12 protein-coding genes are annotated in these 13,861 nt (G+C 66.9%); 6 read left to right on the top strand and 6 right to left on the bottom strand.

The features are described 5' to 3' along the window. Positions 1-28: 28 nt before the first annotated feature. Entirely contained in the window at positions 29-1,024 is a 996-nt protein-coding gene (locus ACZ1I5_RS20325; protein WP_465171049.1) for an L-threonylcarbamoyladenylate synthase, read from the bottom strand. A gap of 43 nt (positions 1,025-1,067) precedes the next feature. On the opposite strand from ACZ1I5_RS20325, the gene ACZ1I5_RS20330 reads away from it, so the two are divergent. Further along, the gene (locus ACZ1I5_RS20330; protein ID WP_465171050.1) at positions 1,068-2,792 is read left to right on the top strand and encodes an acyl-CoA dehydrogenase; all 1,725 of its coding nucleotides are present in this window, start codon (positions 1,068-1,070) and stop codon (positions 2,790-2,792) included. 68 nt (positions 2,793-2,860) lie between these two features. Here ACZ1I5_RS20330 and ACZ1I5_RS20335 read toward each other — a convergent pair whose 3' ends face one another. Together ACZ1I5_RS20335 and ACZ1I5_RS20340 are read right to left on the bottom strand one after the other, a co-directional pair. Further along, complete coding sequence (locus ACZ1I5_RS20335) at positions 2,861-3,217, bottom strand: GntR family transcriptional regulator (RefSeq protein WP_465171051.1); 357 nt, start codon at positions 3,215-3,217, stop codon at positions 2,861-2,863. Positions 3,218-3,254: 37 nt separating this feature from the next. Next, on the bottom strand, positions 3,255-3,830 hold the full coding sequence (locus ACZ1I5_RS20340) for a nitroreductase family protein (RefSeq protein WP_465174011.1): 576 nt from the start codon (positions 3,828-3,830) through the stop codon (positions 3,255-3,257). A gap of 114 nt (positions 3,831-3,944) precedes the next feature. On the opposite strand from ACZ1I5_RS20340, the gene ACZ1I5_RS20345 reads away from it, so the two are divergent. Further along, positions 3,945-5,957: a peptide MFS transporter gene (locus ACZ1I5_RS20345; protein ID WP_465171052.1), complete on the top strand. Its 2,013-nt coding sequence runs from the start codon at positions 3,945-3,947 to the stop codon at positions 5,955-5,957. 377 nt (positions 5,958-6,334) lie between these two features. Here the strand turns inward: ACZ1I5_RS20345 and hemA are convergent, their stop codons facing one another. Continuing rightward, the gene (gene hemA / locus ACZ1I5_RS20350) at positions 6,335-7,579 is read right to left on the bottom strand and encodes a 5-aminolevulinate synthase (protein ID WP_465171053.1); all 1,245 of its coding nucleotides are present in this window, start codon (positions 7,577-7,579) and stop codon (positions 6,335-6,337) included. A gap of 214 nt (positions 7,580-7,793) precedes the next feature. Between hemA and ACZ1I5_RS20355 the strand changes: the two genes are divergently transcribed. After that, positions 7,794-7,991 (top strand): hypothetical protein, encoded by a 198-nt coding sequence (locus tag ACZ1I5_RS20355; protein WP_465171054.1) that lies wholly within the window; start codon positions 7,794-7,796, stop codon positions 7,989-7,991. Here the strand turns inward: ACZ1I5_RS20355 and murI are convergent. Then, positions 7,969-8,763: a glutamate racemase gene (gene murI, locus ACZ1I5_RS20360; RefSeq protein ID WP_465171055.1), complete on the bottom strand. Its 795-nt coding sequence runs from the start codon at positions 8,761-8,763 to the stop codon at positions 7,969-7,971. The two genes, ACZ1I5_RS20355 and murI, sit on opposite strands and share 23 nt — an antisense overlap. 160 nt (positions 8,764-8,923) lie before the next feature. Here murI and plsY point away from each other — a divergent pair, with 160 nt between their 5' ends. The 3 genes from plsY to topA all read left to right on the top strand — a co-directional run bounded on the left by plsY (position 8,924) and on the right by topA (position 13,323). Next, positions 8,924-9,508 (top strand): glycerol-3-phosphate 1-O-acyltransferase PlsY, encoded by a 585-nt coding sequence (plsY, locus tag ACZ1I5_RS20365; RefSeq protein WP_465171056.1) that lies wholly within the window; start codon positions 8,924-8,926, stop codon positions 9,506-9,508. After that, on the top strand, positions 9,501-10,601 hold the full coding sequence (dprA, locus tag ACZ1I5_RS20370) for a DNA-processing protein DprA (RefSeq protein ID WP_465171057.1): 1,101 nt from the start codon (positions 9,501-9,503) through the stop codon (positions 10,599-10,601). The genes plsY and dprA overlap by 8 nt, the downstream gene beginning before the upstream one ends. 154 nt (positions 10,602-10,755) lie before the next feature. After that, a complete protein-coding gene (gene topA / locus ACZ1I5_RS20375) occupies positions 10,756-13,323 on the top strand; it encodes a type I DNA topoisomerase (protein WP_465171058.1) in 2,568 nt (855 codons plus the stop codon). A 108-nt stretch (positions 13,324-13,431) separates the two neighbouring features. Here topA and ACZ1I5_RS20380 read toward each other — a convergent pair whose 3' ends face one another. Continuing rightward, positions 13,432-13,836 (bottom strand): MAPEG family protein, encoded by a 405-nt coding sequence (locus ACZ1I5_RS20380; RefSeq protein ID WP_465171059.1) that lies wholly within the window; start codon positions 13,834-13,836, stop codon positions 13,432-13,434. Between the last annotated feature and the right edge of the window lie 25 nt (positions 13,837-13,861).

Here is a 13,861-nt window from a genome sequence, read left to right on the forward strand (position 1 = left end):
TAGCGGCCGTTACGGTGCCGTAAAGACGTCAGTCGCGGTGCGCGGCGCGGCGCAGCCGGTCATTGATCGCGGCGCCGAGCCCGGTCTGGGGGACGGGCGCGACCGCGATGCGCGGTTTCGCCGAGGCGTCGGCGCGGTGCAGGGCGGAAAACAGCGCCGCGGCTGCTTCGGTCAGGTCGCCCGTCGCGGACAAGGTGTCGTCGCCGGAGATGGAACCGAATCCGATCGACCATTCGTCCGGGGCGGGTGACGATGCGTTGATGCGGAGGGGTTTGGAGGGGGCGTAGTGGCTATCGAGTTGGCCGGGCGCCGTTACCACTTGCTTCCCCGGCGAAGGCCGGGGCCCAGCATCGGAGGTCATCGTAACTGGGCCCCGGCCTTCGCCGGGGAAGAGATCATGGATCGCTTCTGCCGTGATCGGGCCGGGGCGCAGCACCTGTACGCCGTTGCCCGTCATCACGATCGTCGATTCCAGCCCCGCTTCGGTCGCCCCATCATCGACGATCAGCGGTATCCGCCCGCCCAGGCTTGCCAGCACATGCTCCGCTCGCGTGGGGCTGATCGCGCCGCTGGCATTGGCGGAGGGCGCGGCGAGCGGCTTGTCCGTCGCCTGCAACAGCGCCCGCATCGCGCGGTGCGCCGGGACTCGGATCGCGATGGTGTCGAGCCCGGCCGTCACCAGCGCCGCGATCCCCGCATCCGGGCGGAGCGGCAGCACCAGGGTCAGCGGCCCGGGCCAGAAGGCAGCGGCCAGCGCGCTCGCAGCGTCATCGAAACGCGCGATCGTCTCCGCTGCCGCACGGTCGAGCACATGGACGATCAGCGGGTTGAAACTCGGCCGGCCCTTGGCGGCATAGATGCCGGCGACTGCGCGCGAATCGGTCGCGTCGGCGGCGAGGCCATAGACCGTCTCGGTCGGGATCGCGACCGGCTGGCCCGCCGCGACGACCGCGGCCGCCTCGGCGATCGCGGCCTCGCCGTAGGGTAAGGTACGCGTGACTATGGGCGGGTTTTGCACGGTCATCAGGCGCGGCTATAGCGCGGGCGACCGCAGGAAGAAAAATATCATGAGTTTCACCGCCCCCACCGCCGACCAGCGCTTCGTGCTCGACCATGTCGTCGGCATCGGCGCGCTCGCCGATTCCGAACGCTTCGCCGCCGCGACCGAGGATGTCGTCGAGGCGGTGCTGGAGGGGATCGGCGATTTCGCGGCCGGCGAATGGGCGCCGCTACTGCGCGAGGGCGACACGGTCGGCGCGACATGGACGCCCGACGGCGTCGTCATGCCCGAAGGCTTCGGCAAGGCGTATCGCGACTATGTCGAGGGCGGCTGGGGCACGATCGGCGTGCCCGAGACCTTTGGCGGCCAGGGCCTGCCCTTCGCGATCCAGACGGCGGTGCTCGATACGCTCGGCGCGGCGAATATGGGCCTCGCGCTCGCCCCCACCCTGACGGTCGGCGCCATCGAGGCGCTGATCCATCACGGATCGCCCGAGCAGCAGGCGCTCTATCTGCCGCATCTCGCGACCGGCGCCTGGACCGGCACGATGAACCTGACCGAACCCCAGGCCGGATCCGACGTCGGCGCGCTGCGCACCCAGGCCAGGCCGCGCGGCGACGGGACCTGGAGCATCAAGGGCACCAAGATCTTCATCTCGTTCGGCGACCATGACATGGCGCCCAACATCGTCCATCTCGTTCTCGCCCGCACCCCCGATGCGCCGGCCGGGACCAAGGGCATCTCGCTGTTCCTCGTGCCCAAATACCGGCTCGATGCCGAGGGCAATCCGGGCGAATTGAACGACGTCCGCGTCGTCTCGATCGAGCACAAGATGGGGCTGCATGCCTCGCCCACCTGCGTGCTGAGCTTCGGCGACCATGACGATTGTGTCGGCGAGCTGATCGGCGGCGAGTTTGGCGGCATCCGCGCGATGTTCACGATGATGAACAATGCGCGGCTGAACGTGGGCCTGCAGGGCGCGCAGGTCGCCGAGCGCGCGACTCAGGCAGCGGTGGCCTATGCCCGCGAGCGCATCCAGTCGCCGCGCGCCGGCTCGGCCAGCAAGGAGAGCGTCGCGATCATCGAGCATCCCGATGTCCGCCGCATGCTGCTGCGGATGAAGGCGCAGACCCAGGCGGCGCGCGCGCTGGTCTATTATGCCGCGAGCCATGTCGACCGCGCCGCGATCGGCGAGGTCGGCGCGCAGGAGCGGCTCGACCTGCTGACCCCGCTCGCCAAGGCGCATGGCACCGATATCGGCTGTGAGGTCAGCTCGATCGGTATCCAGGTGCATGGCGGCATGGGCTATATCGAGGAGACCGGCGCCGCCCAGTTCTTCCGCGATGCGCGGATCACGCCGATCTATGAAGGCACCAACGGCATCCAGGCAGCCGATCTGGTCGGGCGCAAGCTCGGGCTGGACAATGGTGGCGTGTTCGCGCGGCTGATCGCCGACATGCGCGCCGAAGCGAAGGATGAAGGGCTGATCGCGCTGGTCGAAGCGTGCGACGCGATCGGCCGCGACCTGATGAGCCGCGACGCCGATGACCGGCTGGCGGCGAGCTATCCGTTCCTCACCATGCTCTCGACCGCGGTGTGCGGCTGGCTGATGGAGCGGCAGGGCCGCGCGGCGGCGGAGGCGAGCGGCGATCCGGCCTTTCTGGCGATGAAGGCAGCCAGCGCGCGCTTCTATGTCGAGCAGATCGTGCCCGAGGCGATCGGCCTCAGGGCGGCTGCCATGGCCAAAGCGGAACTGCTGTATTCGGTGCCGGCGGAAGCGTTCGCGGCCTGACATCCGATGTGCTCCCGCGAAGGCGGGAGCCCAGACTGGGTTCCCGCCTTCGCGGGAACACAAGGGGCTTACGCCTCTTCGCGCTCCAGCAATTCATCGGTATTCAGACCGAGCAGGGTGATGTGCGCCCGGATGCGCGGCCAGCTTTCGCGGATGAAATGATCGCGCTCGGCGAGGCGGAGTCGTTCGGCGGCGCCCGGCAGCACGAACATGCCGACGCCGCGACGGACCTCGACATAGCCGTCGTCCTGGAAGCTCTGATAGGCCTTGGCCACCGTCAGCGGATTGGCGCCGTGCTCGGCCGCGAGCGCGCGGACCGAGGGAAGCTGGTCGCCCGCGCGATAGTCGCCGCGCAGGATTGCGGCTGAAATCGTGCCGCGCAGCTTGATGTAAACGGGACTGTCGTCGCTGTTCAGGGCTGTCATGGTGCAATAATACACCAATTACCCCCTGAGTCCAATGCTATGTCCAATATCGGACGATTTTGTCCGATTCCGGACGCGGCCGTTCGTCGAGCGGCCTGGACGGCGTTCCAATGAACACAAATCCCGCGATTTTTTCGGGTGCCGCCCCGAAGGCGTCGCGCACCGTATCGCTGTAGGCGGCCCATCCGGTGAGCCATCCGCCGGCGAATCCGCTGGCATGCACGGCGTGGAGCAGGTTCATGCAGGCAGCCCCGGCCGACAGCTCCTGCTCCCACAAGGGAATATGGCTTTCGGGTCTGGGCGACGACAGCACCACCACGAGGCCCGGCGCCTGGCGCGCGAACTGATCCATCGCCTCGATCTCGAGCCGCGAGGCCTGGGGGCGCTCGGCGCGATAGGCAGTGACGATGAGGTCGCTCAGCGCATCGCGCCGATCGGACGGCACCACCACGAAGCGCCACGGCGCGAGCTTGCCGTGATCGGGCGTGCGCGCCGCGATCTCCAGGATATGGTCGAGCTGGGCCTGGTCGGGCCCGGGCGCGACGAGATCGCGGGGCTTGCCCGAGCGGCGGGTGGCGAGGAGCGCGAGCGGGCTGCTGGTGTCGTTGAACATGGCCGCCATCTAGGGGCTTGCCGGGTATATTTACACCCCGGCGGATGCCGCTAGGTTCACGCCATCAGCACCGCTGCAATCGACGGCGGGAAGTTATTGAGGGAGCGAACAAAAATGGTGGACACCCCGACCGCGGACAGCCCGCGAGAACCGGATATCACCCATGTAAACCCGGTCAGCGACGCCGTCTGGTTCGGCCATCCGCCACAGCTCAAGCGGCTGTTCACCACCGAGATGTGGGAACGCTTCGGCTATTACGGCATGCGGGCGATCCTGACGCTCTATCTCGCCAACCATTTCCTGTTCAACGACCAGACCTCGACCGGCATCTATGGCGGGTTCACCGCCCTGGTCTATCTGACGCCGCTGGTCGGCGGCCTGATCGCCGACCAGTATCTCGGTTCCAAACGCACCGTGAAGTTCGGTGCGATCATGATGGCGGCCGGCTATTTCACGCTCTGTTTCGGCGGCAGCGGGGCCACGCCCTTCGCGACGATCGACGGCCAGCGCTATGAGGTGGTGGTCGAAGGCAAGGGCGATGCCGGCAGGCAGTTCCTGATCGACAAGGGCCAGCGACTGCAGATTCGCGGCAATGACGACAAGAGCGTCTCGCTGCTCGGCAACGATGGTCAGGAAATCCGCAAGATCGCACCGGAAGGCTTCAAGTCGGACGGCCAGCGCTCACCCTTCTTCGTGTTCATCATGCTGCTCGGCCTGTCGCTCGTCACCGTCGGCAACGGCTTCTTCAAGCCCAACATCTCGACCATGGTCGGCGAGCTCTATGCGGGCGGCGACCGGCGGCGCGATGCCGGGTTCACGATGTTCTATATGGGCATCAATCTTGGCTCGCTGATCTCGCAATTCTTCTGCCCGATCCTCGCCGAGGGCGTGGGCTGGTGGGCCGGCTTCGGCCTCGCCGCGATCGGCATGACCTGTTCCTGGCTGCTGTTCCAGTTCGATGGCGGCCGGCTGACCGGCTATGGCGAACGCCCATCCGATGCGCCGAAGGACCGCGACTGGTGGATCTATGGCGGCGCGATCGTCACCGTGCCGCTCGTCATCTTCCTGTTCTGGAACCTGATGAACTATGTCGCGCCGCCGGAAGGGTCGGGCGTGATCGGCTATGTGCTCAACCTGCCGATCATGGGCAAGGCGCTGTTCGGCACCTTCCTGATCGGCGTGCCCGCCATCCTGGTCTGGTCCTATCTCAAGGGCAGCAAGGCCGAGTTCCAGATGATGATGGCGGCGATGGTGCTGATCATCTTCAACGTGGTGTTCTGGACCCTGTTCGAGCAGGCCGGATCCTCGCTGACCCTGTTCGCGGCGCGCAACACCGTGCTCGAAATCGGCTGGACCGCGCCGCTGTTCGCGATGTTCCAGGCGACCCCGATCAGCTATTATCTGTTCTTCGCCGCGGTGATCGGCGGCGTCTCCTGGCTGGCCTTCTGGTTCTTCGCCTCGGGCGAGCTGCCGGAGACGCGGCGCATCATGGCGATCGGCTTCACCGTGGTCGCGGTGGCCGGCCTGATCGGCATGCATGTCGCGCGCACGCACGGCTTCGGCAGCGAACCGGTCTATGTCATGCCGGCCGGACAGACCCAGATCTTCAACGCGCTGTTCATCGTCATCTTCGCGCCGATCTTCAGCGTGTTGTGGAATGCGCTGGCTCGGCGCGGGCTGGAGCCGTCGATCCCGATCAAGTTCGCCATCGCGCTGATGGGGGTCGGCGCGGGCTTTCTGTTCCTGGTCTGGGGCACGCAATTCGTCGGGACCGACTTCAAGGTCGGCATGGCCTGGCTCGCTGGGCTCTATCTGATCCATTCGATCGCCGAGCTCTGCATCTCGCCGGTCGGCCTGTCGATGATCACCAAATTGTCGATCGCGCGCATCGTCGGCATGATGATGGGCGTGTGGTTCCTCTCGATCTCGGTCGCGCAATATGTCGCGGGCGCGGTGGCGCAGGTGGCGAGCGTCGAGACGGTCGGCGGGCAGGTGACCAATCTGAAGGTCAGCCTGGAGACCTATACCGGCGTGTTCACGACGATCTCCTATATCGCGATCGGCCTCGGGCTGCTGCTCCTTCTGCTGTCCTGGCCGCTGAAGAAGTGGATGCACGGGGTGACGTGAGGGCCTGACGGACGTCGCGGCATGGGTGGGATTGGCTGAAGGCCTCTCCCGCGCGTGCCGCGCCGACCCTGTTCCACCCTGATAATGGGCCAATTATTTTTTTGGCGCGAATTTCCCTGTTATGTTGGAAATCCGCTGCAAAATTCGATCGGTTAAGCAAAGGCTTATTGGGCGATTACCCTGTTAATGGCGGAACAGGGAAAATCGCTGCGATAACAGGGAAGCCCGGATGGCCGAACAGGGCCCCGTCTTTCGATGACCGTTTCAATGACAAAAAGAAAGAGCGCGTCCGGAATGGCGCGCCATTCCGATCGCGCGCAACGATAGCGCGGCTTCACCAATGTTGAATCGACGCAGCTCTTGCCGGGCGGCAGGCCTCAGGCGGCCATGCGCAGGTCGAGCCGGCTCCAGATCTCGACCAGCGCCCCGGTCAGCTCGCGCATCATCGCCTCGTCATGGGCGGGGCCCGGGGTGAAGCGCAGCCGCTCGGTGCCGCGCGGCACCGTCGGGTAATTGATCGGCTGGACGTACACGCCATATTCGGCGAGCAGGATGTCGCTGATCTTCTTGGCCTTGACCGGGTCGCCGACCATCAGCGGCACGATATGCGTGGTCGAATTCATCACCGGCAGCCCGGCCTCGGCCATCATCGTCTTGAGCAGGGTCGCGGCGGCCTGCTGCCCCTCGCGCTCGACGCCGGAGGCCTTGAGGTGGCGCACACTGGCCAGGGCACCGGCGACCAGCACGGGCGACAGGCTGGTCGTGAAGATGAAGCCCGGCGCATAGGAGCGGATCACGTCGATGATCGTCTGATCGGCGGTGATGTAACCGCCCATGACCCCGAACGCCTTGCCCAACGTGCCTTCGATGATGGTCAGCCGGTCAGCGACGCCGTCGCGTTCCGAGATGCCGCCGCCCCGTGCGCCGTACATGCCGACCGCATGGACTTCGTCGAGATAGGTCAGCGCGCTGTACTTGTCGGCGAGATCGCAGATCGCCGCGATCGGGGCGATATCGCCCTCCATCGAATAGACGCTCTCGAACGCGATCAGTTTCGGCGCGGCCGGGTCGACGGCGGCGAGCAGCTCTTCCAGATGCTCGAGATCATTGTGACGGAAGACATGCTTCTCGCAGCCCGAATTGCGGATGCCCGCGATCATCGAGGCATGGTTCATCTCGTCGGAGAAGATGATGCAGCCCGGCAGGATCTTGGCGAGGGTGGCGAGCGTCGCCTCGTTCGAGACATAGCCCGAGGTGAACAGCAGCGCGCCCTGCTTGCCGTGGAGATCGGCGAGCTCGCCCTCCAGATCGACATGGTAATGGGTGTTGCCGCCGATGTTGCGCGTGCCGCCCGAGCCGGCGCCGACATCGTGCAGCGCCTCTTCCATCGCGGCGATCACCGCCGGATGCTGGCCCATGGCGAGATAGTCGTTCGAGCACCACACGGTGATCGGCTTCGGCCCGTTATGCCCGGCAAAGCAGCGCGCGTTCGGAAACGCGCCCTTGTTGCGCAGGATATCGATGAAGACGCGGTAGCGCCCTTCGACATGCAGGCGATCGATCGCCTGGGTGAAGATGCGCGAGTAGTCCACTCCCCGCAGCGCCGTTCCGTCCGCTTCCATGCGGGCCGCCCTAGCGCGCGGCGCCAAGGATTTCCAGCGTTTTGCTCTAGGGATATATCCGGATATCGTCCCATCGCCGGCGAGATTCTTGTCCTCGATCATGCGCCGCCGGCGCGTTGCGTGCTATAAGGCGGCATCGCCGGGCTTCTGCTCGAAGCATGCCCGCGACCGAGAGACGCGATGCGCTCCCGCTTTGACGCATGGAGCTTTGATCATGGCCGATACCATTTCAAGTGACGGAAAACGGGACTATTTCGCGCGCCGGGCAGCGCAGGAACGCGAGCTTGCCGGGCGGAGCGGGGATCGTTCGGCACGGCGAGTCCATGCCGAGCTGGCGAGTCGTTATGCCGTGCTGGCCGCCGAGTCGGTGGAGATGCCGGCCGAGCAGCCTAGAGCGACTCGATCCGGCTGAGGCCGTACCGTGCGAGCGCGGGGGCAAGCGGGCCGTGATCGGCATGGCCCGTGAACACCGCGACTCCGTCACCCGGGCTGTCCGGCCATGACTGGCCCTGGGTGAGAAAAGCGACTCGGCGCGCAATGCCTTCCGACCCGTCGACGAAATCGACCCTGTGCGGAGCGACAGCCGCCAGTTCCTCGACCACCAGCGGGAAATGCGTGCAGGCATTGACGATCACGTCGATGCGGTCGCCGCCCGGCTGATCGAACAGGCCGGCAAGGATCGCGCGGTAGCGGTCGGGCGGCGTATCCTCTCCACGCAGCTTCGCCTCGGCGAGCTGGACCAGTTCGGCCGATCCGTGGCGCAGCACCAGGCAATCGCCGGCGAAACGCGCGGCGAGATCATCGACATAGGGCTGGCGCACCGTCGCGTCAGTGCCGAGCACGCCGATCGCGCGGGTCCTGCTCAAGGCCGCGGCAGGCTTGATCGCGGGCACGGTGCCGACGATCGGCAGGTCGAGCGCCGCGCGCACCGCCGCGAGCGCGATGGTCGAGGCAGTGTTGCAGGCGATGACGATCAGCCGCGGACGATAGCGCTCGGCCAGCCGCCCCAGCAGCGCCGGCACGCGCGCGGCGATCTCCGCCTCGCTCTTGGTGCCATAGGGAAAGCCGGCCGAATCGGCGACATAGACGAAGGGCGCCCGGGGCAGCAGGGCGCGGGTTGGCCCGAGCACCGAAAGCCCGCCCACCCCGGAATCGAAAAACAGGATGGGTCGCGTGTCCGTCACACTCGCGATGTAGCGCGGACGCGGGGTTTGACAATGTCGCCGGCACTTGAACCGCGACCCGCCGGAACGACCTAACAGAGATTGTTGGCGGCCTACCCGGACTGGGCTATGGTGCCATGTACATGGGGGCTGATCCGTTTTGCCGACCGAAATTGTCTGGATGGCGCCGGCTGGCGCATTGGTGCTCGGCTATCTGCTCGGATCGATTCCGTTCGGGCTGATTCTCACCCGGGCCTTTGGCGCCGGCGACCTGCGCAAGATCGGATCGGGCAATATCGGCGCAACCAATGTGCTGCGCACCGGCCGCAAGGGCCTGGCGGCAGCGACCCTGCTGCTCGACGCGGCCAAGGGTTTCGCGGCGGTCGCGATCGTCGAGGCGCTGTGGCCCGGCAACGGCGTGCTCGCTGCGGCGGCGGCATTTCTCGGCCATGTCTATCCGGTCTGGCTCAAATTCCGCGGCGGCAAGGGCGTGGCGACGATGATGGGCATCGTGCTCGCGCTGCACTGGCCCTGCGGGCTGGTGTTCGCGGTCGTCTGGCTCGGCCTGCTCGCGCTGCTGCGCTTCTCCTCGGTGGCGGGCATGACGGCGGCGTTCAGCGCGCCGCTCAGCGCCGCCTTCTTTTCCGAGTTCGACATCGTGCTGCCGCTGCTCGCGCTGGCGCTGCTCGTGCTGTGGAAGCATCGCGAAAATATCGAGCGGCTGCTGAACGGCACCGAGCCGAAGGTCGGCGCCCGGAGTGCGTGACGATCCGCCGAACGACCCGGCGGCCGCGGTCGCGCGCCTGCGCCTGATCCGCACGCCGCAGATCGGGCCCGTCACCTATCGCCAGCTGGTCGAGCGCTTCGGCGACGCGGCCGCCGCCATCGACGCGCTGCCCGAGCTCGCGGCGCGGGGCGGGGGCAAGGGACCCGTCATTGCCCCCGTGGCGATGGCCGAACGCGAGCTGGCGATGGCGGCGAAGCTCGGCGCGCGCCACGTGTTCGTCGACGACGCCGATTATCCGGCGCTGCTGGCCGAGCTGGACGACGCGCCGCCCGCGATGATGGTGCGCGGCGATATCGGCCTGGCGCGGCGCCCGACCGTCGCGATGGTGGGCGCGCGCAATGCGTCCGCCGCCGCGTGCCGGTTCGCGCGGCAGCTCGCGGTCGAGCTGGGGCGCGAGGACGTCACAATCGTGTCGGGGCTCGCGCGCGGCGTCGACACCGCCGCGCATGTCGGGTCGATCGACAGCGGCACCATCGCCGTGATCGCCGGCGGCATCGATATCGCTTATCCGCCGGAGAATGCCGCGCTGCAGGATGCCATCGCCGCGCGCGGCCTGCTGATCGCCGAGCAGCCGCCCGGCACGGAGCCGCGCGCGCGCCACTTCCCCTATCGCAACCGCATCATCGCCGGGCTGGCGCAGGGCACAGTGGTGGTCGAGGCTGCACCGAAATCGGGGTCGCTGATCACCGCGCGGCTGGCCGGGGAGATGGGCCGGGAAGTGATGGCGGTGCCCGGATCCCCGCTCGATCCGCGCGCACAGGGCTGCAACGGCCTGATCCGCGACGGCGCGACGCTGATCCAGTCGGCGGCGGATATCCTGGAGCTGATCCGGCCGATCGACCCGCGCATGGTGCGCGCGCCCGGATCGCGCTTCGACGGGCCGCCACTCGACGATGCCAGCGATGCCGAGCGGCGCGAGGTCATCGGGCTGCTCGGTCCCGTGCCGGTGGCGATCGACGAAATCATCCGGCAATCGGGCCTGGCGCCGGCGATCGTGCAGACCGTGCTGCTCGAACTGGAACTCGCCGGGCGGCTGGAGCGTCATGCCGGCGCGAGGGTGAGCTTGATTTGAGCGCGACGGCCAACCAGATTCGCCAACCTGATTCCATGACATCGATTCAACTCGCGGAAAGAGTCGCTATCCCGGCATCGCCCTTCCACCGCTTGACGCCGCCCCGAACACCTCTCCATCCTCGCGCGTACACGTAAGGACGCATCAAAAACCCATGCAGCTTGTCATCGTCGAATCGCCTGCCAAGGCGAAGACCATCGAGAAATATCTGGGCTCCGACTATCGCGTTCTCGCGAGCTACGGCCATGTCCGCGACCTGCCGGCCAAGGACGGATCGGTCGATCCGGACCATGGATTCGAGATGGAATGGGAAAATTACGCCGACAAGGCGAAGCAGCTGAAAGCGATCACCGACGAGGCCAAGAAGGCCGATCGGCTGATCCTCGCGACTGACCCTGATCGCGAGGGCGAAGCGATCAGCTGGCACGTTCAGGAAGTGCTGCGCGGCCGCAAGGCGCTGCCCAGGGAAGTCGAGCGCGTCACCTTCAACGCCATCACCAAGGCGACGGTGACCGAGGCGATGAAGCATCCGCGCGAGCTGGATACCGACCTGATCGACGCTTATCGCGCCCGCCGCGCGCTCGACTATCTGGTCGGCTTCACTCTGTCCCCGGTGCTGTGGCGCAAGCTGCCCGGTGCGAAGTCGGCTGGACGCGTCCAGTCGGTCGCGCTGCGCATCATCGTCGACCGCGAGCGCGAGATCGAGGCGTTCCGCGCCCAGGAATATTGGTCGGTGACGGCCGATATGGAGCAGGACGGCACGCCTTTCACCGCGCGGCTCGTCACCTTCGAGGGCAAGAAGCTCGACCGGCTGTCGATCGGCGAGGATGGCACCGCGCTGCGCGCCAAAAAGGCGGTCGAGGAAGGCCGCTTCAGCGTCCAGACGGTCGAGGTCAAGCCGGCCACGCGCAATCCGCCGCCGCCCTTCACCACCTCCACCCTGCAGCAGGAGGCGTCGCGCAAGCTCGGCTTCTCGGCCGACCATACGATGCGCATCGCCCAGGGCCTCTATGAGGACGGCGCGATCACCTATATGCGGACCGACGGTGTGCAGATGGACGGATCGGCCATCTCGGCGGCGCGCAAGGCGATCGCCGACCGCTATGACGCCGGCTATGTCCCGGACAAGCCGCGTCTGTACCAGACCAAGGCCAAGAATGCGCAGGAAGCGCATGAGGCGATCCGCCCGACCGATTTCGGCAAGGACAAGCTGGGCGGCGGCGACCATGCCCGGCTCTACGACCTGATCTTCAAGCGCGCGCTCGCCAGCCAGATGGCGTCGGCGAGGATGGAGCGCACCACGGTCGAGCTGACCGACGGCAGCGGTCAGACCGGCCTGCGCGCGACCGGCCAGGTCGTACTCTTCCCCGGCTATCTGGCGCTGTACGAGGAAGGGACCGACGACAGCGCCGACGAGGACAGCCGCCGCCTGCCGCGCCTGCGCGAAGGCGATGCGCCGGCCAAGAAGGCGGTCAATGCCGAGCAGCATTTCACCCAGCCGCCGCCGCGCTTCTCCGAAGCGTCGCTGGTCAAAAGGCTGGAGGAGCTCGGCATCGGGCGCCCCTCGACCTATGCCTCGATCATCAAGACGCTGAAGGACCGCGCTTATGTGCGCGTCGAGAAGAACCGCTTCTTCGCCGAGGAGAGCGGGCGGCTGGTGACGGCGTTCCTCGAGCGCTTTTTCGAGAAATATGTCGGCTATGATTTCACCGCCGGGCTCGAGGACGAGCTCGACGAAGTCTCGGGCGGCCGGGCGCAGTGGCAGGCCGTACTCGAATCCTTCTGGAAGGATTTCAAGCCGCGCACCACCGAGGTGATGGAGCAGAAGCCGTCCGAAGTGACCGCGGCGCTCGACAAGTTCCTCGAACCCTATCTCTTTCCGGCCAAGGCGGATGGCGGCGACCCGCGGCTCTGCCCCAATTGCGGCCAGGGCCATCTGGCGCTGCGCGGCGGCAAGTTCGGCGCGTTCGTCGCCTGCTCCAACTATCCCGACTGCAAATATACCCGCCGCTTCGGCCAGCCCGGCAGCGAGGGCGATACCGGCGATACCGGGCCCGAGGTGATGGGCCAGGATCCGGAGACCGGCACCGAGGTGACCAGGCGCAGCGGGCGCTTCGGCCCCTATGTCCAGCTGGGCGAGGGCAAGGACGCCAAGCGCGCCTCGATCCCCAAGGACGTGCCGGCCGAGGATTTCGGGCTGGAATGGGCGCTGAAGCTGCTCAGCCTGCCGCGCACCGTGGGCACGCACCCGGAAAGCGGCAACCCGATTACGGCCTCGATCGGGCGTTATGGCCCCTATCTGGCGCATGACGGCAAATATGCCCGGCTGACCTCGACCGCCGACGTGTTCGAAACCGGCATGAACGCCGCCGTGGTCAAGCTGGCCGAGGCAGCCGCCGGCGGCGGACGCCCGCAGCGCGGCAGCCGCGAGCCATTGAAGATCCTGGGCAAGCATCCGCGCTCCGACGCCGAGATCAAGCTGATGGAAGGGCGGTTCGGCCCCTATGTCACGGACGGCGAAACCAACGCGACCCTGCCCAAGTCGATCCCGCAGGACCAGCTGACGCTCGAGGAAGCGGCCCAGCTGATCGACGCGCGCGCCGCGGCGGCGCCGGCCAAGAAGGGCAAGAAGAAGCCGGCGGCGAAAAAGGCCCCCGCCAAGAAGGCGGCGCCCAAAGCAGCGGCGAAGAAGACGCCCGCCAAGAAGGTTGCCGCCAAATAATCGTCATGCCGGACTCGTTCCGGCATCCATCGTGCCACGAACGCAACCGATGGTGCGGTTGCGGGCCGATGGACCCCGGAACAAGTCCGGGGTGACGTTGGATCTGGGTCAGCCCATGTCGGGCACCAGCACCCGCAAGGCGAGCCAGATCGCCAGGCCGAGCAGGATCAGCAAGGTGACGACGATGCCGATCGAGCGCGCCGGCCTGGGCGGCCCGGGCGGGTTGAACAGGCCGATGGCGTTGAGCAGGCGCGCGCCGACAAAGGCGGCGGCGGCGACCGACAACGCGGTGGCATTGGCCCCGCCGATCTCGAGCAGGCCGATCAGAAGTATCCCCACCGGCGCATATTCAGTGAGATTGCCATGCGCGCGGATGGCGCAATTCAGGTCGTGCTGGCCGGCATCGCCATAAGAGGCGCTGTGCTTCATGCGCATGCGGATCGTCGTGACCGACAGAAAGACCAGCAGCAGCGCGAGCGCGGCCGCGGTGAGCGCGGTGATCGTGAGTTGCATCGTCCCCTCCGTCATCGTTGCGGAG

It is taken from the genome of Sphingomonas sp. BL-S-30 (assembly GCF_055521475.1).

What these genes read in the sequence shown, in the direction of transcription:
- ACZ1I5_RS20325 (WP_465171049.1), bottom strand. Translation starts at nt 1,024, where the DNA reads ATGACCGTGCAAAACCCGCCCATAGTCACGCGTACCTTACCCTACGGC.
- ACZ1I5_RS20330 (WP_465171050.1), top strand. Translation starts at nt 1,068, where the DNA reads ATGAGTTTCACCGCCCCCACCGCCGACCAGCGCTTCGTGCTCGACCAT.
- ACZ1I5_RS20335 (WP_465171051.1), bottom strand. Translation starts at nt 3,217, where the DNA reads ATGACAGCCCTGAACAGCGACGACAGTCCCGTTTACATCAAGCTGCGC.
- ACZ1I5_RS20340 (WP_465174011.1), bottom strand. Translation starts at nt 3,830, where the DNA reads ATGTTCAACGACACCAGCAGCCCGCTCGCGCTCCTCGCCACCCGCCGC.
- ACZ1I5_RS20345 (WP_465171052.1), top strand. Translation starts at nt 3,945, where the DNA reads ATGGTGGACACCCCGACCGCGGACAGCCCGCGAGAACCGGATATCACC.
- hemA (WP_465171053.1), bottom strand. Translation starts at nt 7,579, where the DNA reads ATGGAAGCGGACGGAACGGCGCTGCGGGGAGTGGACTACTCGCGCATC.
- ACZ1I5_RS20355 (WP_465171054.1), top strand. Translation starts at nt 7,794, where the DNA reads ATGGCCGATACCATTTCAAGTGACGGAAAACGGGACTATTTCGCGCGC.
- plsY (WP_465171056.1), top strand. Translation starts at nt 8,924, where the DNA reads ATGGCGCCGGCTGGCGCATTGGTGCTCGGCTATCTGCTCGGATCGATT.
- topA (WP_465171058.1), top strand. Translation starts at nt 10,756, where the DNA reads ATGCAGCTTGTCATCGTCGAATCGCCTGCCAAGGCGAAGACCATCGAG.
- ACZ1I5_RS20380 (WP_465171059.1), bottom strand. Translation starts at nt 13,836, where the DNA reads ATGCAACTCACGATCACCGCGCTCACCGCGGCCGCGCTCGCGCTGCTG.